The sequence below is a fragment of the Streptomyces asoensis genome, from assembly GCF_013085465.1.
GTDB classification, from domain to species: domain Bacteria; phylum Actinomycetota; class Actinomycetes; order Streptomycetales; family Streptomycetaceae; genus Streptomyces; species Streptomyces cacaoi_A.
This window is the reverse complement of sequence record NZ_CP049838.1, coordinates 5,713,281-5,733,397: the sequence shown is the minus strand read 5'-3', so window position 1 is coordinate 5,733,397 and position 20,117 is coordinate 5,713,281. Positions and strand designations below refer to the sequence as shown.

Here is a 20,117-nt window from a genome sequence, read left to right as displayed (position 1 = left end):
CCCGGTGCGGCGCGCCCACGCATCTCCCGTTTCCCTCCTGGAGGTGCCGCCGTGTTGCTCCGTGGTGTCCGCAAGGCCGATCTGTTCGCTTCCTTCGTCGTGTTTCTCGTCGCGCTCCCCCTCTGTGTGGGCATCGCCGTGGCCTCCGGTGTGCCCGCCGAGCTGGGGCTGATCACCGGCATCGTCGGCGGGCTGGTGGTCGGGGCGCTGCCCGGCGGCAGCCTTCAGGTGAGTGGGCCGGCGGCGGGCCTGACCGTGCTCGTCCACGAGGCCGTACAGCGGTACGGGGTGGCGGCGCTCGGCGTGCTCGTGCTCGCTGCCGGGCTGGTGCAGCTCGGGCTCGGCGCGCTACGGCTGGGGCGGTGGTTCCGGGCCGTGTCGGTGGCCGTCGTGCACGGGATGCTCGCCGGGATCGGGCTGGTGCTGGTCGCCGGGCAGGTGTACGCCCTCGGGGACGCGGCCGCGCCGGCGGGCGGGCTCGACCGGCTCGCCGGGTTGGTGTCGCTGCCCGGGGAGGTGGATCCGGTGGCGTTGTCAGTGGGGGGTGCCACCATGGTCATGTTGCTGCTGTGGGGGCGGTGGCGGCGCGGTGCGCGGCTGGTTCCGGCGCCGTTGGTCGCGGTGGCGTCGGCGGCGGGTGCCACGTGGGTGTTCGACCTGGATGTGCGGCGGGTCCAGGTGCAGGGGCTGTGGAATGCCGTACGGGTGCCGGAGGCGGCGGATCTCGGACGGCTGACGGAAGTGGGGGTGATCGGGACCGTAGTGGCGTTCGCGCTGATCGCGTCGGCGGAGTCGCTGTTCGGCGCGGCGGCGGTGGATCGGCTGCCCGACGGACGGGGGACGGACTACGACCGGGAGTTGATGGCACAGGGCGCGGGCAACGCCGTGTGCGGGGTGCTGGGCGCGCTGCCGATGACGACCTTCATCGTGCGGAGTGCGGTTGCGGGAGCTGGAGGTGCCGTCTCCGAGGGGACGCGGGCGGGCGCGCGGACCAAGGTGTCGCGGGTGCTGCACGGGGTGTGGCTACTGCTGTTCGCGACCGCGCTGCCCGGGGTGCTGGGGGCCGTTCCGGTCGCGGCACTTGCCGGGCTGCTGGTGTACGTCGGCGGCAGGCTGGTGCCCTGGCGGGAGACACGGAAGCTGTGGCGCGGGCAGCGGGCGGAGGCCGTCGTGCTCGGGGTCACGGCGGTGGCGATCGTGGCGGGAAACCTGTTCGAGGGGGTGCTGGTCGGGCTGGCGCTGGCCGTGGCGAAGACGGCGTGGGAGATCAGCCATGTGCACGTCGAGACGGAGGACCGGGGAGACACCGGGCTCGTCGTACGGGTGCTGGGGCACGCGACGTTTCTGCGGCTGCCGAAGCTGCTGGACGCGTTGGACGCGCTGCCGCGCGACCGCGCGGTTCGGCTGGAGTTGGGCGGGCTGCGGCATGTGGATCACGCGTGTGCGGCGGCCCTGGAGGGGTGGGCCGCCGCGCGCGGTCAGGCTCTGGTCGCGAGCAACAGGATGACGTCGTAGACCTCTTCGACGAGTCCGTCGGGGAAGGCCCGCATCAGGTGGTCGCGCTCCTCGGCCAGGAAGGCGGTGCTCGCCTCCTCGCCGTGGACCAGGAACATCGAGTGGCTGCCGATGTTGGCCAGGTGCGTGTCGACGGGGACGCGGCGGCTCCAGCGGACCTCACGCCGGGTCAGTCCGAGGCGGCCGGTGGGGTCGACGACGCGGGCGTTCACGTTCTTGATGTTCGCGGGGGTGCTCTCACCGAAGTACCGGTCGATGCGCTGGGCCGCCTCCGCGAGCCAGGGCACGTCGAGGGCGCCGGTGTTCCACCACAACGCCAGCGCGCCGCCCGGGCGCAGGACGCGCAGGGCCTCCGGGACCGAGCGGGCCGGGTCGGTCCAGTGCCAGGACTGGGCGTAGGTGAGGAAGTCGAGGGAGGCGGTGGCCAGGGGGAGGTGGTTGCCGTCGCCCCGGACGATCGGCACCTCGGGGAGGGTGCGGCGGAACTGTACGGCCATGCCGTCCCCGGGCTCGACGGCGATGACGTCGGCGCCGCGGGCGTGCAGGAGGGTGGTCGCTATGCCGGTGCCGGCCCCGACGTCCGCGACCCGTGCGCCGGCGAGGGGGCGGCCGGCGAGGTCCTCGATCGTGTCGAAGAGGGCGGTCGGGTAGGAGGGGCGGTTGGCGGCGTACTGGGCGGCGGCGGAGTTGAAGGAGTGGGCTCGGGTGGTGTGCGAGGGGGTGTGGGAGGAGGCCGTCATGGGGCCATGGTGGCCCTAGGTGGGCGGGAAGGGGAACGGATTTGGGTCTGTGGGCCGGCTCGGTCGCGACGACACGGTCCTCCGCCACGCCCCGCTCCCGGACGGCACCAGGTCCGTGGCAGGAGGTCAGCCGCGGCGGCGCTTCTTCGACGGGTTGCCCGTGCGGCGGGTGGAGCGGCGTTCGTACTGGTCGCGAGCCGTGTCGTACTCCTCGCGGTGGAGCCTCTCGCCGGGAGCCTCGGTGAGGGTGCGGAAGAAGTACGCGAGCAGCGAGCCGACGAAGCCGACGGCGAGCAGACCGCGCAGGGAGGCCTGGCGGTCGGGATCGGGGCGCTTGGTGAAGCCTTCCCAGGTGTGGCGGAAGGCGAGCACGGTGCAGACCGCGAACATCACGACGACCAGGAGCGTCACGAAGCTGCCCAGGTCGGCGATCGCGATGCCCTCGTAGGCGAAGCGGAGGACGAGGCAGGAGACGGTGACGGCGGCCAGGGAGCCGACGGCCACGGCGATGCGGCGGGCCGCGTAGCCCTGGTAACCGGGGTCGTGGTCCACCCAGGTGGTGCCGAAGAAGCGGAGGGGCTCCGGGCGGGGACCGGCGCCGGTGGGGCTTCCCGGCCGACCGGCGGGTGTGCGGGTGCCCGCCGGGCCGGTCGAGGTGTCCCGGGAGCCGGCCGAAGTGTCCGGGGTGCCGTTTTCGTCGCTCACGGGACGATTATGGCTCCGGGCGGAGGCGGGCTCCCGGGTGGGTTGCTGCTGGGCCGGTCCTCGGCCGGTCCGAGGCCGGTCGAAGGCCGTCCGAGGCTGCGCCTCAGGGCCGGGTCCGGGTCAGGGGCCGAGTCCGGGTTCGGGCTCGGCCCCTGACCGAGCCGAAGTTGCGCCTCAGATCCGGGACAGGGTCCAGGTCCGAGTCGGGCCGGTCCGAGGCCGCGCCTCACGTCCGGGTCAGGGGCCAGGCCCAGGGCCGGGTCCAGGGCCGGGTCCGGGTCCGGCGCAGGTTCAGGCGCAGTGGGCGGCGACGTAGCCGTCGCTGCCTGTCCGCACGTACGCGTCCGAGACGAACTGGCTGTCGGCGATGTTGTCCCAGATGTTCGTCGTGCCGTACGGGCCGCTCACCGAGGTGCCCGGGGTCTGGCAGAAGATCGGGACCTTGGTGCCCTCGGCCAGGACCTTGACGACCGGGTAGCTCGTACCGGGGCCGCTGCGGACGTTCAGCCGGACGCCCGGGGCGATCGGGTAGTAGGTGAGGGCCGCCGCGGCCGTCGTGACGGCCTCCGCCGTCCCGCCGCTCGCGACCTCTTCCACGCGGTCAACAGACATGAAAAACCTCCCCCGTCGAACCCCATGACTGCCATGGGGTCACGTTGATTCCCCTAAAACACGCAATAAAACACATGTACAGGATTCGCACACGGAGGCTAGCAAGCCGCCTCGGTCCCGTACGAGTCATCGACTAGGCTCCGTGCGTCGCGCGCGCGGATGAACAGCACGGGGGTGGTCCATGACGCCACAGCGCAACACCGGGGCGGGCGCGGAAGCGGAACTTCCGGAGTACGCCGGCCACTACCGCCTGGAGGAGCGTCTGGGCTCCGGTGGCATGGGCGTGGTGCACCTGGCCCGGAGCACCTCCGGGATGAAGGTCGCGGTGAAGGTCGTCCACGCCCAGTTCGCCCGGGATCCCGAGTTCAGGGGCCGTTTCCACCAGGAGGTGGCCGCCGCTCGGCGGGTGAGCGGGGCGTTCACCGCGCCCGTCGTCGACGCCGACCCCGAGGCCGAACGGCCCTGGATGGCCACCCTGTTCATTCCCGGTTCGACGCTCGCCGAGCAGGTGAAGCGGAACGGGCCCATGCGCTCGGGCGAGTTGCGGCGGCTGATGGCCGGGCTCGCGGAGGCGCTGCGGGACATCCACCGGGTCGGGGTCGTGCACCGGGATCTGAAGCCGAGCAACGTCCTGCTGGCCGAGGACGGGCCGAAGGTCATCGACTTCGGCATCTCCCGGCCGAAGGACAGCGAACTGCGCACCGAGACCGGCAAGTTGATCGGTACGCCGCCGTTCATGGCGCCGGAGCAGTTCCGGCGGCCGCGGGAGGTGGGACCGGCCGCCGACATCTTCGCGCTCGGGTCGGTGATGGTGCACGCGGCGACGGGACGCGGGCCGTTCGACTCCGACAGCCCGTACGTCGTCGCCTACCAGGTCGTGCACGACGAGCCGGATCTGACCGGCGTACCGGGGAACCTCGCGCCGCTGGTGGTGCGCTGTCTGGCCAAGGAGCCCGAAGACCGGCCCACGCCCGATGAGTTGATGCGGGAACTGCGGTCGGTGGCGGCCTCGTACGACACGCAGGCGTTCATACCGTCGCAGCGGGCGCTGGAGGAGACCGAGGCTGAGCCGACGGGTTCGGAGGGGGCGGAGGGGGCGGAAGAGCCCGCGCAGGCACCGGCCCGGGCGGAGGCGCGGCCGCGCAGTCGGCGCCGGCGGGTGGCCCTCGCGGTCGGCGCGCTGGTCGTCGTCCTCTCGGGCGGCGCGGTCCTCGCCACGCAGCTGCCCGGCGAGAACGACCCGGGCCGGGACGCGCGGGGCGACGCGGGCGGCTCGCAGTCCGCGTCGCCGGCCTTCACTCCCTGGAGCACGCGACCGGCGAAGGGCAGCACCGGCGCGGGTACCGGTACGGGCACGGGCGGCATGCCCCAGTGCACCTACGACGCCCGGCGGCTGCTCTGTGTCCAGTCGGGGCTGGTGTCGGCGCTGGACGCGTCAGACGGGCGGGTGCTGTGGCGGCACGTCCTCACCGACGACGACGGGCCGAGCCAGGCGCCGGTGCTCTCGGGCGGGCTGGCTCAGGTGATCACGCACTCGGGCAAGCGGATGGAGGCGCTCGACCCGGCGTCCGGCGTCACCCGCTGGCAGCGCGACCTGTCGGACTACCCGGGTGTCCGGAGCGTCGGCGGCACCCTGTTGCTGACCGCGGCCGACGACACGGTGACCGGGGTGGACGCCGCGACGGGGAAGTCGGTGTGGAGCCGGCGCATTCCGGGGCTGGACGAGCCGTACTTCACGGCGTTCCCGAAGGATCCGCTGGCGTATGTGTCGAGCACGTCGGACGACGGGCGCACCCGGATCACGGCCGTGGATCCCGCGACCGGGAAGGTGCGGTGGGACGAGCGACTCAGCGGCACGCTGCGTCTCGTGGGCACCACGGACGGCAGCCTCGTCCTGCTGTCCCAGGGCGCCGATTACGGCACGGTCGACGCCGTGGTCCGCTACCACCCGCAGGACAAGGTGTCGCTGCGGGTGAAGCTGGGCGTCGCGCTCCAGGAGGCGCAGGCCACCGTGCAGGGCCACCGGGTCTACCTCCTGGCCTTCGACGGATCGCTCGTGGCCGTCGACATGGCCCTGGGCAAGCAGGCGTGGTCCCTTCAGACGGCGGTGAGCCGGGGTTCGGTAGCGACCGCCGACGGCGAGCACGTCTACTTCAGCGCCGCCGACGGACGGCTCCTCGCCGTGGACTCCGAGAAGGGCAAGCTCGTCGGGCAGACCGCACTGCGGCTCGGCGCCAACTCGGACGAGGTGGTGGCCACGCTGCCCGCGCCCGAGGCGGTCGACGGCCACGTCTACGCCGGCGCCCCCGACGGAACCGTCTTCGCGGTGGACGGACGGGACCCGGCGGACTGGTGAGCGCGGACTGATGAGCGCGGGCTGGTGACAGCGGGCCGACGCCAGTGGGCTCGTGCTGCGGGCTGGTGAGACGCGCCGAGGGCCGCCTCCGTGCGGCGGAGACGGCCCTCACAGCAACGCTTGCCTCGACTGCCCGGTGGTGGCTGCCAGGTGTCGGGCGTCAGCCCAGCTTCGACACGTCCCGCACCGCGCCCTTGTCGGCGCTCGTCGCCATCGCGGCGTAGGCCCGCAGGGCGGCGGACACCTTGCGCTCGCGGTTCTTCGGGGCGTAGACGCCGCCGAGGGCCGCCTCGCGCCGCGCCAGCTCGGCGTCGTCGACGAGGAGCTCGATCGTGCGGTTCGGGATGTCGATGCGGATGCGGTCGCCGTCCTCGACGAGGGCGATGGTGCCGCCGGAGGCCGCCTCGGGCGAGGCATGGCCGATCGACAGGCCCGAGGTGCCGCCGGAGAAGCGGCCGTCGGTGATCAGGGCGCAGGTCTTGCCGAGGCCACGGCCCTTGAGGAAGGACGTCGGGTAGAGCATCTCCTGCATGCCCGGACCGCCCTTGGGACCCTCGTAGCGGATGACGACGACGTCGCCGTGCGTCACCTGCTTGTTGAGGATCTTCTCGACGGCCTCCTCCTGCGACTCGCAGACGACCGCCGGGCCCTCGAAGGTCCAGATCGACTCGTCGACGCCGGCCGTCTTGACCACGCAGCCGTCGACGGCGATGTTGCCGCGCAGTACCGCGAGACCGCCGTCCTTGCTGTAGGCGTGCTCGGCGGAGCGGATGCAGCCGCCCTCGGCGTCCACGTCCAGCGCCTCCCAGCGCTCGGACTGCGAGAAGGCCTCGGCGGAGCGGACGCAGCCGGGAGCCGCGTGCCACAGTTCGAGCGCCTCGGGCGAGGGGGAGCCGCCACGGACGTCCCACGTCTTCAGCCAGTCCGCCAGGGACGGGCTGTGGACCGAGAACACGTCCTCGTTGAGCAGGCCCGCGCGGTGCAGTTCGCCGAGCAGGGCGGGGATGCCACCGGCGCGGTGCACGTCCTCCATGTAGTACGTGCGGTCCTTCGCCACGTTCGGCGCGACCTTCGCCAGGCAGGGCACGCGGCGCGAGACCTCGTTGATCTCCTCCAGGCCGAACGGGACGCCCGCCTCCTGGGCGGCGGCGAGGAGGTGCAGGATCGTGTTGGTCGAGCCGCCCATCGCGATGTCGAGGGCCATCGCGTTCTCGAAGGCCGCGATGGTGGCGATGTTGCGGGGCAGGACCGTCTCGTCGTCCTGCTCGTAGTAGCGGCGGGTGATGTCCATCACCGTGCGCCCCGCGTCCTCGTACAGCGCCCTGCGGGCCGTGTGGGTGGCCAGCACCGAGCCGTTGCCGGGGAGGGAGAGGCCGATGGCCTCGGTCAGGCAGTTCATCGAGTTGGCGGTGAACATGCCGGAACAGCTGCCGCAGGTGGGGCAGGCGTTCTCCTCGATACGGAGGATGTCCTCGTCCGAGATCTTGTCGTTCACCGCGTCGGAGATCGCGTCGACCAGGTCGAGGGTGCGGACCGTGCCGTCGACGAGGGTGGCGCGCCCGGACTCCATCGGGCCGCCGGAGACGAAGACCGTCGGGATGTTCAGGCGCAGGGCCGCGTTCAGCATGCCCGGGGTGATCTTGTCGCAGTTGGAGATGCAGATCAGGGCGTCGGCGCAGTGCGCCTCGACCATGTACTCCACACTGTCCGCGATCAGGTCGCGGGAGGGCAGGCTGTAGAGCATGCCGCCGTGGCCCATCGCGATGCCGTCGTCGACGGCGATCGTGTTGAACTCGCGCGGGATGCCGCCGGCCGCGGTGATCGCCTCGCTGACGATCCGGCCGACCGGCTGGAGGTGCGTGTGGCCGGGCACGAACTCGGTGAAGCTGTTCGCCACCGCGATGATCGGCTTCCGGCCGATGTCCGCACCGGGTACACCGGAGGCGCGCATAAGGGCGCGGGCGCCCGCCATGTTGCGGCCGTGGGTGACTGTGCGGGACCTCAGCTCGGGCATCGTCGCTCGCTCCTTCAGAGACTGCGATCAGAGACTTCTGACTGCTAACGAGCGTACGCCGGTCATCCAGGGGGCGGACACGGTGTCCGTATACCGGGACGAATGTCTCACCTGCGAGCCGCGCCTCACGGCCCGGTCAGGTGTCCCTGTACGACCGGTGCCACGCGCGCGATGATCAGCTCCAGGTCCGCCGAGGCCAGCGGCTCCACCTTGATCACGTACCGCAGCATCGCGCAGCCCACCAGCTGCGCGGCCGCCAGTTCGGCGCGCAGCTCGGCGTCCGGCAGATCGAGCCGGCCGGCGATCCGGCGCAGCACCTGGGAGACGACCAGGCGGCGGAAGACGGCGGCCGCGGTGTCGTTGTTCACGGCCGAGCGCACGATCGCCAGCAGGGGCTTGCGGGTCGTGGGGTTCTCCCAGACGCCGAAGACGAAGCGGGCGAGCCGCTCGCCGACCTGGTCCAGCGGGCCGTCGGCGACCGCCTCCGGGGCGCCCAGCGCGGGTGCGAAGGCGACCTCGATGGCCGCCTCGAAGATCTGCTCCTTGGTGCCGAAGTAGTGGTGCACCAGGGCCGAGTCCACACCGGCGGCCTTCGCGATACCGCGTACGGACGTCTTGTCGTAGCCCCGCTCGGAGAACTCCTCGCGGGCGGCCGTCAGGATGCGGTCCCGGGTGTCCGCGGACTCCGTACGAGGGGGGCGGCCGCGCTTGCGGGCCGTGACGCCGGTCATCGGCGGGGCACCTTGTCCGCGGAGGGCGGGGCCGACGGGCCCGTCGACGAGGCGGAGGCCAGGTGCAGGCGCGTGAAGGCAAGGGCCTCCGCCAGGTCGGCCTCACGTTCGGCGCTGGACATCGCGCGCCGCGTGTTGACCTCGATGACGACGTGCCCGTCGAAGCCGGTCAGCGCGAGCCGTTCCAGCAGCTCGGCGCAGGGCTGGGCGCCGCGGCCCGGGACCAGGTGCTCGTCCTTGGCCGAACCGTTTCCGTCGGCGAGGTGGACGTGGCCAAGCCGGTCGCCCATGCGGTCGATCATCTGCATCGCGTCCGCGCGGGCCGTGGAGGCATGGCTGAGATCGATCGTGAAGTGCCGGTAGTCGTCCTTCGTGACGTCCCAGTCGGGCGCGTACGCGAGCATCTCGCGGTCGCGGTAGCGCCACGGGTACATGTTCTCGACGGCGAACCGTACGTCCGTCTCGTCCGCCATCCGCCAGATGCCCGTGACGAAGTCCCGCGCGTACTGGCGCTGCCAGCGGAACGGCGGGTGGACGACGACCGTGCTCGCGCCGAGCTTCTCCGCCGCCGCGCGGGCCCGCTGGAGCTTGGTCCACGGGTCGGTCGACCACACCCGCTGCGTGATGAGCAGGCAGGGGGCGTGGACGGCGAGGATGGGGATCCGGTGGTAGTCGCTGAGTCTGCGCAGCGCGCCGATGTCCTGGCTGACGGGGTCGTTCCAGACCATGACCTCGACGCCGTCGTATCCGAGGCGCGCGGCGATCTCGAAGGCCGTCGCCGTCGACTCCGGGTAGACCGAGGCCGTCGACAGGGCGACCTTCGCATCCGGGATCCGCACGACTGGCTCTGCCATGGGGGACAGGTTACGGGGTGCGGTCACCCGGGTGCCGGGCCCCCGGCCGCCGTTGTGGTGTTCGCCACGGGCGGGTGGGCGTACGTCCTGGTGGCCCGTGCCCGCGCGGCGGAGCCGGCCATGTCACGGCCGCGCGCCCCGCGGGTCCGTCACTCCGACCTCATGTGATCGAGTTTGCGCAGGATGACGCCCTCCCTGAGCGCCCAGGGGCAGATCTCCAGGTTCTCCACGCCGAAGAGGTCCATCGCCCCCTCCGCGACCAGCGCGCCCGCGAGGAGCTGGTTGGCGCGGCCCTCGGAGACGCCCGGGAGTTCCGCTCGCTGGGCGGTCGTCATGCCCGCCAGGCGGGGCACCCAGGCCTCGAGCGACTCGCGCTTGAGCTGCCGCTGGGCGTACGGGCCGTCGATGGAGCGGGCGGCGCCGGCGATGCGGGCGAGCTGCTTGAACGTCTTCGACGTGGCGACGACGTGGTCGGGGGCGCCGAAGCGCTTGAACTCCCCGACCGTGCGGGCGATCTGCGCACGGGCGTGGCGGCGCACGGCCCGTATGTCCTCGGGGTCGGGCGGGTCGCCGGGCAGCCAGCCCGCGGTGAGCCGGCCGGCGCCGAGCGGCAGCGAGACGGCCGCGTCGGGCTCCTCGTCGATGCCGTAGGCGATCTCCAGGGAGCCGCCGCCGATGTCCAGGACCAGCAGCTTTCCGGCGGACCAGCCGAACCAGCGGCGGGCGGCGAGGAAGGTGAGCCGGGCCTCCTCGGCGCCGGTGAGTACCTGGAGCTCGACGCCGGTCTCGGCCTGCACGCGCGCGAGGACGTCGTCGGCGTTGCTGGCCTCGCGTACGGCGGAGGTCGCGAACGGCAGCAGGTCCTCCACGCCCTTGTCCTCGGCGGCCTGGAGCGCCTCCTGGACCACGCCGATCAGTTTGTCGACGCCCTCCGGGCCGATCGCGCCGTCCTCGTCGAGGAGTTGGGCAAGGCGCAGTTCCACCTTGTGCGAGTGCGCGGGCAGGGGGCACGCGCCCGGGTGTGCGTCCACCACCAGCAGATGCACCGTGTTCGATCCCACGTCGAGGACACCGAGTCTCATGTAGGGAACGCTACTGCCCAGAGCGCCCCTGCCCGTCCCCGAAGCGGCTCCCGGCGACTTACCCTGGACGAGTGCCAAAGACGAACAAGGCGAAGACCGACAAATCGACCGGCGGTTCTTCGCGGGCGAAGCCGGTGAAGCCACCGAAGAAGTCGAACAAGGCCCAGGCAGCGGCAGCGCAGGCGCCGGCCGCGGACGAGAAGGGTCTCGACTTCGCGCGCGCGTGGGTGGAGTTCCCCGACCCGGCGGACGACGAACAGGTCTTCCGGTGTGATCTGACCTGGCTGACCTCTCGCTGGAACTGCATCTTCGGCAGCGGTTGCCAGGGCATCCAGCCGGGCCGCGCGGCCGACGGCTGCTGCACCCTGGGCGCCCACTTCTCCGACGAGGACGACGAGAAGCGCGTCGCCGGGCATGTGGCGCGGCTCACGCCGGACATCTGGCAGCACCACGACGAGGGCGTCCGGGACGGCTGGGTCTCGGAGGACGACGAGGGCTCCCGCCAGACCCGCCCGTTCAACGGGTCGTGCATCTTCCAGAACCGCCCCGGTTTCGCGGGCGGCGCGGGCTGCTCGCTGCACATCCTGGCTCTCAAGGAGGGCCGCGAGCCGCTGGAGACCAAGCCCGACGTCTGCTGGCAGCTGCCGGTGCGCCGGACGTACGACTGGATCGACCGGCCCGACGACACGCGCGTGCTCCAGGTGTCGATCGGTGAGTACGACCGCCGCGGCTGGGGCCCGGGCGGCCATGACCTGCACTGGTGGTGCACGTCCGCGACCTCGGCACACGGCGCGGGCGACCCGGTGTACGTCTCCTACCGCCCGGAGCTGACCGAGCTCATGGGCAAGGCCGGCTACGACCGCCTGGTCGAGCTGTGCGAACAGCGCCTCGCCTCGCAGCTCCCGCTCCTGGCGCCGCATCCGGCGGATCCGGGGAACGCGGCGGGCTGACGAGCCGACGAGCGACTGGCTGAGTCCCGGGCCCTCGGCCCTGTGGACCGCCGGGGTCCTGGACCGCCCGGATCCCGGCCCGCAGGGCCCGTGACGCCTACGGCCGACCTCTACGACGTCGCCGGGCTCGGGGGGTCGCCGTCGTCGGACGGCGGGGTCGAGTCCTCCGAGTCGGTCGGGGACGGGTCGCCCGGTGTGGGCTCCGGGTCGGAGGAGGACGGCGGATCGGTCGGGGTGGGATCCGGGGAGGACGGCGCCGTGGGCGTCGGTTCCGGGTCGGACGACGGGGGCGGACCGCCGGGGCCGCCCGGACCGGGGCCGTTGCCCGGGTCCGAGGGGCCGGGCGCGGTGCCGTAGCCCTCGATGGAGACGACGGCGCCCGCCGGGGCGACGGCCACGCGCGCGTGCCAGTGCCCGGAGGGCTCGCGCAGATGATCGACGTACACCTTGATCGTCACCGACTCGCCGGGCTTCAGCGCACCCGTGGAGCGGCTCGGATAGAGCCAGGAGGCCGCCGTGGTGGCCGACCAGCGGACCGGCCCGTCGCCGTCGGCGGCCGCGGTGAGGGTGATGAGGGTGGTGTCGCCCCTGTTGGCGGCCGTCACGGAGAGCTTGCCGGCGGCGCTCCTGCCGAGTCCCGTGACGCTGACGACCTCCACGGAGACATCCGGTCCGTCGCCCTTGGGGAGGCCGGCACCCGGGCGGGTGCTGGCGTTTCCCGCGTTCTCGTAGCCGCCGACCGTCTCGCCGTCGAGGCTGTCGGGGTCCTGTGCCTCGCTGGCGCTGGCCGAGCGGCCCTCGACCCCCTCCCCCGTCGGTGTGCCCCGGTAGGCCGCCCACAGGGCGAGCACGGGAGCGGCGACGACGGTGGCGACGACGGTCGTGGTGACGGCACGCGCGCGGAGCCGCTCCCGGCGGGCGGCCCGGTCCTTGGGGTCCATCGGGAAGCCCCGCCGGTCGTAGCGCGGTGCGGCGGCCCCCCGCACACGCGGGAGGCGGGCCATGGCCACGCGCAGCTCCGCGCGGGGCGCTGACAGGACGGGCAGCTCGGCGGGGGTGACACCGGCGCCGGGCCAGCGGCCGGGGACGGCGCGTTCGGCGGCCCGGCGGCAGCGGGGGCAGTCGTCGACGTGCCGGACGAGTTCGCGACGCAGGGCGGCGCTGAGCACGAGCTGGTTCTCGCCGGTGAGACGGGCCACACCGGGACAGCCGCCGGTCTCGACGACGGCGAGCGCCGCGCGCGTGCGCTCGACCTCGCAGGCGGCGGAGGCGAGCAGTTCGCGGGCGGCGGCCAGGTCCTTGCCGAGGACGGCGGCGACCTCGTGGGGGGCGAGGTGGTGACGTACGGCGAGTTCGAGCGCCTCGCGCTGTTCCGGGGTGGTGCCGGCGGCCTCCGGCCAGGCGAGCTGGGTCAGCTCACGCCGCCGCTGCTCCCTGGCCTCGTCGGAGACGGGCGGAACTGCGGACGTCGGGGCCGTCGTGGCGCTCGTGGCCGTCGTGGGCTTCGCGCCCGGCTGCCGGCGGGCGCCGTCGCGGGCCGCCGCGTGCGTGCCCTGACGTTTCTGCGTGCCCTGACGTTTCTGCTTGGCCTCGGTGAGCTTGCGCAGACAGGCCCAGCGGGCCAGCGCGTACAGCCAGGCCCGGCGGTCGCCCGCCGCTTCGGGGCCACGCTGGCCACGCCGTTCGGCGAACGCGAGGACGTCACCGAGGGCGGCGGTGGCCGCTTCGTGGTCGCACAGGACGGACAGGCAGTAGGTGAACAGGCCGTCCAGGTAGGGCTCGTAGCGCGCGGGGGGTCGCTGCGCGAGCGTGCGCGCCGCAGCGCCGTCGCGCGCCTCCCGGTGCGCCCGGTGTGCGCCGGTCATGCGGGTCGAAATCTCCGGGCTGCTGCTCATCACCCGTGCGACCGTAGGCGGCGCGGAACTAGGTCTTCTTGTCCCTTGAGTCCTTTTAATCCGTACGGGTGAAACGATCCCTCATAAGGGGACAGGGAAGGGGGGTCCCATGGCTCGTTCGTGACGGGGCGTGGCCAAATCACAAGGGGCGCCTGCCCTCTCCCGGAGGGCGCGGGACCGCGCGGGGGCGCCGAAGAGGCACCAGGACGGGCACCCGGCGAGGTCGGTTGTCCACAGGCACGTCCGGCTGTCAGTGGCGGCGGTTACGGTTTCCCCATGGCTGCCCGTACGAAGACCACCAAGGACCGTCCGTCCTACCGCTGTACCGAGTGCGGCTGGCAGACGGCCAAGTGGCTCGGCCGCTGCCCCGAGTGCCAGGCCTGGGGGACGGTCGAGGAGCACGGCACGCCCGCGGTCCGTACGACGACGCCGGGGCGCGTCACCACGTCCGCCCTGCCCATCGGCCAGGTCGACGGGCGTCAGGCCACCGCCCGTCCCACCGGCGTGCCCGAGCTGGACCGTGTCCTCGGCGGCGGACTCGTACCGGGCGCGGTCGTCCTGCTGGCCGGCGAGCCGGGCGTCGGCAAGTCGACCCTCCTGCTGGACGTGGCGGCCAAGTCGGCGAGCGAGGAACACCGCACGCTGTATGTGACCGGTGAGGAATCGGCCTCCCAGGTCCGCATGCGCGCCGACCGCATCGGCGCCATCGACGACCACCTGTATCTGGCCGCCGAGACCGATCTGGCGGCCGTCCTGGGTCACTTGGACGCGGTGAAGCCATCACTGCTGATCATGGACTCCGTGCAGACCGTGGCCTCCCCTGAGATCGACGGAGCGCCCGGCGGCATGGCCCAGGTCCGCGAGGTCGCCGGCGCCCTGATCCGCGCCTCCAAGGAACGCGGCATGTCCACGCTCCTGGTGGGCCATGTCACGAAGGACGGCGCGATCGCCGGCCCCCGCCTCCTCGAACACCTCGTGGACGTCGTGCTGAGCTTCGAGGGAGACCGCCACGCACGCCTGCGCCTGGTGCGGGGCGTCAAGAACCGCTACGGCGCCACCGACGAGGTCGGCTGCTTCGAACTGCACGACGAGGGCATTACGGGCCTAGCCGACCCGAGCGGACTTTTCCTGACCCGACGTGACGAACCGGTCCCGGGCACCTGTCTGACGGTCACCCTGGAGGGCCGCCGCCCCCTGGTCGCCGAGGTGCAGGCCCTCACCGTCGACTCGCAGATCCCCTCGCCCCGCCGTACGACGTCCGGCCTGGAGACCTCCCGGGTCTCGATGATGCTGGCCGTTCTGGAGCAGCGCGGCCGGATCAGCGCCCTGGGCAAGCGGGACATCTACTCGGCGACGGTCGGCGGCGTGAAGCTCTCGGAGCCCGCCGCGGACCTGGCGATCGCCCTCGCCCTGGCCTCCGCCGCGAGCGACACCCCGCTGCCCAAGAACCTGGTCGCGATCGGCGAAGTCGGCCTCGCGGGCGAGGTCAGACGGGTCACGGGCGTCCAGCGCAGGCTCTCGGAGGCACACCGTCTGGGCTTCACGCACGCGCTGGTGCCGGGCGATCCCGGCAAGATCCCCGCGGGCATGAAGGTTCTGGAAGTCGCGGACATAGGGGACGCCCTGCGGGTCCTGCCGCGCTCCCGTCGACGAGACGCCCCACGGGATGCGGAGGAGCGCCGGTAGACTTTGCCCTGGTCTCGCCCGTCCGTACGAAACGAGTGCGCGAAACGGGAGCGTCCCAGACCTGTGACCGGAGGAGTGCAGTGGCAGCCAACGACCGGGCGGCAGCTCCCGGAAAGTCCGGTGGGAGTTCCGGTGCCGACGGCCTGATGCGCGCCGCGCTGAGCGCGGTGGCTCCCGGCACGGCCCTTCGCGACGGCCTGGAGCGGATCCTTCGCGGCAACACCGGCGGACTCATCGTGCTGGGCTCCGACAAGACGGTCGAGTCGATGTGCACGGGCGGGTTCGTCCTGGACGTGGAGTTCGCGGCCACGCGCCTGCGTGAGCTGTGCAAGCTCGACGGCGGCATCGTGGTCTCCTCCGACCTGTCGAAGATCCTCCGGGCCGGCGTCCAGCTGGTGCCGGACCCCACGATCCCCACGGAGGAGACGGGCACCCGGCACCGCACGGCGGACCGGGTCAGCAAGCAGGTCGGCTTCCCGATCGTCTCGGTCTCCCAGTCCATGCGTCTGATCGCCCTGTACGTCGACGGACAGCGCCGCGTCCTGGAGGACTCCGCGGCGATCCTGTCCCGCGCGAACCAGGCGCTGGCGACCCTGGAGCGCTACAAGCTCCGCCTGGACGAGGTCGCGGGAACGTTGTCAGCGCTGGAGATCGAGGACCTGGTGACGGTCCGGGACGTCTCCGCGGTGGCCCAGCGTCTCGAGATGGTGCGCCGCATCGCCACCGAAATCGCCGAATACGTGGTCGAACTGGGCACGGACGGGCGACTGCTCGCCCTCCAGCTCGACGAGCTGATCGCGGGCGTGGAGCCGGAACGCGAGCTGGTGGTCCGGGACTACGTGCCCGAGCCCACGGCCAAGCGCTCCCGCACGGTCGACGAGGCGCTGTACGAGCTGAACGCGCTGAGCCACGCCGAGCTCCTGGAACTGTCCACGGTGGCACGCGCGTTGGGCTACACCGGCTCCCCCGAGGCCCTCGACTCGGCGGTCTCGCCCCGCGGCTTCCGCCTGCTGGCGAAGGTGCCGCGGCTGCCCGGCGCCATCATCGACCGTCTCGTCGAGCACTTCGGCGGCCTCCAGAAGCTCCTCGCCGCGAGCGTCGACGACCTCCAGACGGTGGACGGCGTGGGCGAGGCACGGGCCCGGAGCGTCCGCGAGGGCCTGTCACGGCTGGCGGAGTCGTCGATCCTGGAGCGGTACGTCTAGCCGGTCGGCCCGTCCGGGTCGGGCTAGTCGTCCTTCAGCACGAAGGACGTCTGTGCCTTGGCGAACCCCGGAGCCTTCGCCTCCACCAGATACGTACCCGCTCCGGCCGCCCCCGCCGGAGGCGTAGCGCACTCGGGGGCACTCGGCTTGCGGTCCCACTTCACGGTGTACGTGAAGCTGTCCCCGGCCGGCACCCGGTACAGCAGGCTCCCGGCCGTCCTGGGGCAGTCGGCGGACGACCAGTACGCGTCGTCGCCGCCTGTCTGGGTGATCGTCAACACCGCGGCCTTCGGCCCGAGATCGACCTTGCAGTCGCTCCCCGAGGCGTTCTTCGCGGTCAGTTGGAACGTGGGCGTCTGGTCGGGCGAGTAGGAGTTCTGGACGCTGCGCAAGGTCAATGTGACCCCGCCCGCGGTGCAGTTGGGCAGGGTCGTCCCGGCCGGCAGCGTCGTCCCCGTACCGCTGCCGCCGCCACTGCCACTACCACTGCCGCTGCCGTTGGCGCCGTCGTCGATGTCCCCGGCACCCGCCGAGTCACCGTCCGAGCCGCCTGAGCCGGTGCCGCCATTCGCGCCCGAGCCGGAGCCGGAGCCGGACCCGCTGGAGGTGCCGTCGCTCGACTCGTCGCGGCCGCCCGGGTTCTGGCTGATCGCGGGCCCCGATCCGGACGGCCCCGGCGTGATGGAGGAGGCGGGATTCTTGCCGCCACCACCGTCGGCACCGTTCTTCCTGCCGCCCCCGCCCGAGGTCACCACCCACAGGGTCAGCATCGCCAACAGGGCGAACACGGACAGCAGTACGACCCTCCGACGCCAGTAGATGGAGGAGGGAAGCGGCCCGACCGGATTGCGCAGAGATCCCACGGCGCAAACTGTACGAGAGATCGACGGGTTCACTGGCCCCACCCGCCGCCAGGAGCGCAACTTTTCCGGATCATCATCCCGGAAACCGTGTCCCCCGTATCCGACTTCGGTCCGCGCGGCCGCTCCTCCTTGACGATCGCACCCGTTGTACCTCTGGCCACGACCCCGGTCACGCGCGCGTGCCGCGCCCGCGGGACCCCGCCCGGCCGAGTGGCGGTACGCGCGCGTGCCCCGGTCCGCATGGCAGGATCGGAAGGGCCATGACTGCGCCCACGAAGCCCCCGCACCGCTCCCCCGCCCGCTCCGACGTCGACGCCACCGCGGCGGACCTGCACTCCCCGGTGATCGACTGGTTCGACGAGAACGCCCGTGACCTGCCCTGGCGGCGTCCAGAGGCCGGCGCGTGGGGCGTGATGGTCAGCGAGTTCATGCTCCAGCAGACACCGGTCAGCCGTGTCCTGCCGGTCTACGAGCAGTGGCTCGCCCGCTGGCCGCGCCCCGCCGACCTGGCCGCGGAGGCCCCGGGCGAGGCCGTACGCGCGTGGGGGCGGCTCGGCTATCCGCGCCGCGCCCTGCGGTTGCACGGCGCGGCGGTGGCGATAACGGAACGGCACGGCGGCAACGTACCGTCGGGCCACGCGCAGCTCCTGGCGCTGCCCGGCATCGGCGAGTACACGGCCGCGGCCGTCGCCTCCTTCGCCTACGGGCAACGGCACGCCGTCCTGGACACCAACGTCCGCCGCGTCCTCGCGCGCGCCGTCACGGGCGTGCGGTACCCGCCGAACGCCACCACGGCCGCCGAGCGCAAGCTGGCCCGCGCCCTGCTGCCCGACGACGAGCCGACCGCCGCGCGCTGGGCCGCCGCGTCCATGGAACTCGGCGCGCTCGTCTGCACGGCGAAGAACGAGACGTGCGTGCGCTGCCCGATCGCGGCGCAGTGCGCCTGGCGGCTCGCGGGCAAGCCGGAGCACGACGGCCCGCCGCGCCGGGGCCAGACGTACGCGGGCACCGACCGACAGGTCCGGGGCAAGCTGCTCGCCGTCCTGCGGGACGCGCACACCCCCGTGCCGCAGGCCGCCCTCGACCGGGTGTGGCACGAGCCGGTGCAACGCGCGCGTGCGCTGGACGGCCTCGTCGCGGACGGACTCGTGGAGCCTCTCCCGGGCGGGTTGTACCGCCTGCCGCTGACCTGACGCACGGTCATTTCACAGGTGTGCGGCTTCATCACAGCCGCCGCCGGGCTTTTGTCACGCTCAACGGCCGGACAAATCACTTCATAGCCGAGCTATTCGGCCTGTGTCTCTACCCCAAACCTGTTTCCGTTACACAACCGACGGACAGCTGAGCGCTGGCCGCAGGCTGCCTCGGACAACGCCGTGACAACACCTCCGTAGCTTCATTTGCGTACCCAGCAGGACCACGAGGGCTACAGACCACAGGCAGTGAACCGGCGGCGGCAGTCCGCCGGTACGGGGAATCGGAGGCGGTTGACCATGGCACAGGGCGAGGTGCTCGAGTTCGAGGAATACGTCCGCACGCGGCAGGACGCGCTGCTGCGCAGCGCCCGCCGCCTGGTCCCGGACCCGGTCGACGCGCAGGATCTCCTCCAGACCGCGCTGGCCCGGACCTACGGCCGCTGGGACGGCATCGCGGACAAGCGGCTCGCGGACGCCTACCTGCGCCGGGTCATGATCAACACACGCACCGAGTGGTGGCGGGCCCGCAAGCTCGAGGAGGTTCCGACCGAGCAGCTCCCGGACGCCCGTGTGGACGACTCCACCGAGCAGCACGCCGACCGCGCTCTGCTGATGGACGCGATGAAGGTGCTCGCTCCGAAGCAGCGCAGTGTCGTGGTGCTGCGACACTGGGAGCAGATGTCCACGGAGGAGACGGCCGCCGCCCTCGGCATGTCGGCGGGAACGGTCAAGAGCACGCTGCACCGGGCGCTCGCCCGGCTCCGCGAGGAGCTGGAAGCCCGCGATCTGGACGCACGCGCGCTGGAGCGTGAGGAGCGGGAGCGTTGCGCGGCGGCCTGACCGAGGCCGGGCCCACACCGGCCCGAAGCACCATCCAGGCGGCGATCACGGCGATGTCCGTGCTCGCCGCCCTCGCCCTTTTCGTCTCCGCCTGCGCCACCGGCGGCACCGGCGCCCGTGACGAGGGTCCGGCTCACGCCGACGCGGCGGCGGGCGCCACCACCTCCCCGTCGTCCGCCTCCACCGGCCCCCCCGACCGGACGGAGGCGGTCCGGCTGATCAAGGACGACCCCGAGGTCTCGGCCGAGGTCAAGCGCGAGTTGCAGCCCTGCGTCGGCGACGAGTACCCGGTCGACGTGTCGTACGGCGACCTCACCGGCGGCTCCGGCGACGACATCATCATCAACGTGCTCACCTGCGGTGACGTCGTCGGCGTGGGCTCGTACGTGTACCGGAAGGACGACGGCGGCGGCGGCTACCGGAACGTCTTCCAGGCCGAGGAGCCTCCTGTCTACGCGGAGATGGACCGGGGCGACCTGGTGGTGAGCAAGCAGGTGTACGAGAAGGGCGACCCGGTCTCCGACCCCTCCGGCGAGAACGTGATCATGTACCGCTGGGCCTCGGGCCGCTTCGTGAAGGAGTACAGCTGGCACAACGACTACAGCAGCGTCGTCGGTGACCTCCCGACGGTGGCCCCGGAGGCCGGCTGACCTGCCCCGATGCGATCTGCCAAGAAATCCTCCGGCAGCGTGAACCGATCGGGCCACTCGTTCCGATCAATGGGTGGACGGGCAAGGACGGGCGGGAGGGGCAGGCACGCGCAAGGACGGACCACACGGAGTACGGACATGGATCGCGCGCGAAGTGAACGCTCGCCGTGCTCCACGCGTCCAAGCAAGGGGCACACCCGGCAGTTCACCGAACAGGTGAGCG

17 protein-coding genes are annotated in these 20,117 nt (G+C 72.4%); 8 read left to right on the top strand and 9 right to left on the bottom strand.

The window, feature by feature from the left end; genetic code table 11:
- Window positions 1–54 precede the first annotated feature (54 nt).
- Window positions 55–1,515, top strand: coding sequence for a SulP family inorganic anion transporter (locus tag G9272_RS25645; protein ID WP_171402170.1), 1,461 nt, complete (start codon window positions 55–57; stop codon window positions 1,513–1,515).
- Here G9272_RS25645 and G9272_RS25640 read toward each other — a convergent pair.
- The 3 genes from G9272_RS25640 to G9272_RS25630 form a co-directional block, all read right to left on the bottom strand.
- Window positions 1,479–2,255, bottom strand: coding sequence for a class I SAM-dependent methyltransferase (locus G9272_RS25640; protein WP_171398735.1), 777 nt, complete (start codon window positions 2,253–2,255; stop codon window positions 1,479–1,481). The genes G9272_RS25645 and G9272_RS25640 overlap by 37 nt on opposite strands.
- 126 nt (window positions 2,256–2,381) lie before the next feature.
- A complete protein-coding gene (locus tag G9272_RS25635) occupies window positions 2,382–2,960 on the bottom strand; it encodes an EamA/RhaT family transporter (protein ID WP_171398734.1) in 579 nt (192 codons plus the stop codon).
- Between the two features lie 291 nt (window positions 2,961–3,251).
- Window positions 3,252–3,572: an SH3 domain-containing protein gene (locus G9272_RS25630; protein ID WP_171398733.1), complete on the bottom strand. Its 321-nt coding sequence runs from the start codon at window positions 3,570–3,572 to the stop codon at window positions 3,252–3,254.
- A gap of 181 nt (window positions 3,573–3,753) precedes the next feature.
- Here G9272_RS25630 and G9272_RS25625 point away from each other — a divergent pair, with 181 nt between their 5' ends.
- Window positions 3,754–5,928, top strand: coding sequence for a serine/threonine-protein kinase (locus tag G9272_RS25625; protein WP_171398732.1), 2,175 nt, complete (start codon window positions 3,754–3,756; stop codon window positions 5,926–5,928).
- Window positions 5,929–6,088: 160 nt separating this feature from the next.
- Here the strand turns inward: G9272_RS25625 and ilvD are convergent, their stop codons facing one another.
- The 4 genes from ilvD to G9272_RS25605 form a co-directional block, all read right to left on the bottom strand.
- Window positions 6,089–7,942: a dihydroxy-acid dehydratase gene (gene ilvD / locus G9272_RS25620; RefSeq protein ID WP_171398731.1), complete on the bottom strand. Its 1,854-nt coding sequence runs from the start codon at window positions 7,940–7,942 to the stop codon at window positions 6,089–6,091.
- A gap of 125 nt (window positions 7,943–8,067) precedes the next feature.
- Window positions 8,068–8,673 (bottom strand): TetR/AcrR family transcriptional regulator, encoded by a 606-nt coding sequence (locus G9272_RS25615; RefSeq protein ID WP_171398730.1) that lies wholly within the window; start codon window positions 8,671–8,673, stop codon window positions 8,068–8,070.
- Window positions 8,670–9,527, bottom strand: a complete 858-nt coding sequence (locus G9272_RS25610) for a sugar phosphate isomerase/epimerase family protein (protein WP_171398729.1) — start codon at window positions 9,525–9,527, stop codon at window positions 8,670–8,672. Before G9272_RS25610 ends, G9272_RS25615 begins: the two co-directional genes overlap by 4 nt.
- 149 nt (window positions 9,528–9,676) lie before the next feature.
- Window positions 9,677–10,609: a Ppx/GppA phosphatase family protein gene (locus tag G9272_RS25605; RefSeq protein WP_171398728.1), complete on the bottom strand. Its 933-nt coding sequence runs from the start codon at window positions 10,607–10,609 to the stop codon at window positions 9,677–9,679.
- 71 nt (window positions 10,610–10,680) lie between these two features.
- On the opposite strand from G9272_RS25605, the gene G9272_RS25600 reads away from it, so the two are divergent.
- Window positions 10,681–11,559 carry a hypothetical protein gene (locus G9272_RS25600; RefSeq protein WP_171398727.1) on the top strand — a complete coding sequence of 293 codons (879 nt, stop codon included), beginning with the start codon at window positions 10,681–10,683 and terminating at the stop codon, window positions 11,557–11,559.
- Window positions 11,560–11,669: 110 nt separating this feature from the next.
- On the opposite strand, the gene G9272_RS25595 is transcribed toward G9272_RS25600, so the two are convergent.
- The gene (locus G9272_RS25595; RefSeq protein ID WP_171398726.1) at window positions 11,670–13,454 is read right to left on the bottom strand and encodes a sigma-70 family RNA polymerase sigma factor; all 1,785 of its coding nucleotides are present in this window, start codon (window positions 13,452–13,454) and stop codon (window positions 11,670–11,672) included.
- 276 nt (window positions 13,455–13,730) lie between these two features.
- Here G9272_RS25595 and radA point away from each other — a divergent pair, with 276 nt between their 5' ends.
- Both radA and disA read left to right on the top strand, forming a co-directional pair.
- The gene (gene radA / locus G9272_RS25590; RefSeq protein WP_171398725.1) at window positions 13,731–15,140 is read left to right on the top strand and encodes a DNA repair protein RadA; all 1,410 of its coding nucleotides are present in this window, start codon (window positions 13,731–13,733) and stop codon (window positions 15,138–15,140) included.
- Between the two features lie 80 nt (window positions 15,141–15,220).
- Window positions 15,221–16,345: a DNA integrity scanning diadenylate cyclase DisA gene (gene disA, locus G9272_RS25585; protein ID WP_054241725.1), complete on the top strand. Its 1,125-nt coding sequence runs from the start codon at window positions 15,221–15,223 to the stop codon at window positions 16,343–16,345.
- Between the two features lie 23 nt (window positions 16,346–16,368).
- On the opposite strand, the gene G9272_RS25580 is transcribed toward disA, so the two are convergent.
- The gene (locus G9272_RS25580) at window positions 16,369–17,208 is read right to left on the bottom strand and encodes a hypothetical protein (RefSeq protein WP_171398724.1); all 840 of its coding nucleotides are present in this window, start codon (window positions 17,206–17,208) and stop codon (window positions 16,369–16,371) included.
- A 260-nt stretch (window positions 17,209–17,468) separates the two neighbouring features.
- Here G9272_RS25580 and G9272_RS25575 point away from each other — a divergent pair, with 260 nt between their 5' ends.
- The 3 genes from G9272_RS25575 (at window position 17,469) to G9272_RS25565 (ending at window position 19,894) form a co-directional block, all read left to right on the top strand.
- Window positions 17,469–18,401 carry an A/G-specific adenine glycosylase gene (locus tag G9272_RS25575; protein WP_171398723.1) on the top strand — a complete coding sequence of 311 codons (933 nt, stop codon included), beginning with the start codon at window positions 17,469–17,471 and terminating at the stop codon, window positions 18,399–18,401.
- A gap of 300 nt (window positions 18,402–18,701) precedes the next feature.
- Complete coding sequence (locus G9272_RS25570) at window positions 18,702–19,244, top strand: SigE family RNA polymerase sigma factor (RefSeq protein ID WP_020132466.1); 543 nt, start codon at window positions 18,702–18,704, stop codon at window positions 19,242–19,244.
- Window positions 19,229–19,894, top strand: coding sequence for a hypothetical protein (locus G9272_RS25565; RefSeq protein WP_171398722.1), 666 nt, complete (start codon window positions 19,229–19,231; stop codon window positions 19,892–19,894). Before G9272_RS25570 ends, G9272_RS25565 begins: the two co-directional genes overlap by 16 nt.
- Window positions 19,895–20,117 lie beyond the last annotated feature (223 nt).

Coding starts and splice junctions, on each gene's coding strand:
- G9272_RS25640 (WP_171398735.1), bottom strand. CDS start 2,255: ATGACGGCCTCCTCCCACACCCCCTCGCACACCACCCGAGCCCACTCC.
- G9272_RS25570 (WP_020132466.1), top strand. CDS start 18,702: ATGGCACAGGGCGAGGTGCTCGAGTTCGAGGAATACGTCCGCACGCGG.
- G9272_RS25615 (WP_171398730.1), bottom strand. CDS start 8,673: ATGACCGGCGTCACGGCCCGCAAGCGCGGCCGCCCCCCTCGTACGGAG.
- G9272_RS25595 (WP_171398726.1), bottom strand. CDS start 13,454: ATGAGCAGCAGCCCGGAGATTTCGACCCGCATGACCGGCGCACACCGG.
- G9272_RS25625 (WP_171398732.1), top strand. CDS start 3,754: ATGACGCCACAGCGCAACACCGGGGCGGGCGCGGAAGCGGAACTTCCG.
- G9272_RS25610 (WP_171398729.1), bottom strand. CDS start 9,527: ATGGCAGAGCCAGTCGTGCGGATCCCGGATGCGAAGGTCGCCCTGTCG.
- G9272_RS25575 (WP_171398723.1), top strand. CDS start 17,469: ATGACTGCGCCCACGAAGCCCCCGCACCGCTCCCCCGCCCGCTCCGAC.
- radA (WP_171398725.1), top strand. CDS start 13,731: ATGGCTGCCCGTACGAAGACCACCAAGGACCGTCCGTCCTACCGCTGT.
- G9272_RS25605 (WP_171398728.1), bottom strand. CDS start 10,609: ATGAGACTCGGTGTCCTCGACGTGGGATCGAACACGGTGCATCTGCTG.
- ilvD (WP_171398731.1), bottom strand. CDS start 7,942: ATGCCCGAGCTGAGGTCCCGCACAGTCACCCACGGCCGCAACATGGCG.
- G9272_RS25630 (WP_171398733.1), bottom strand. CDS start 3,572: ATGTCTGTTGACCGCGTGGAAGAGGTCGCGAGCGGCGGGACGGCGGAG.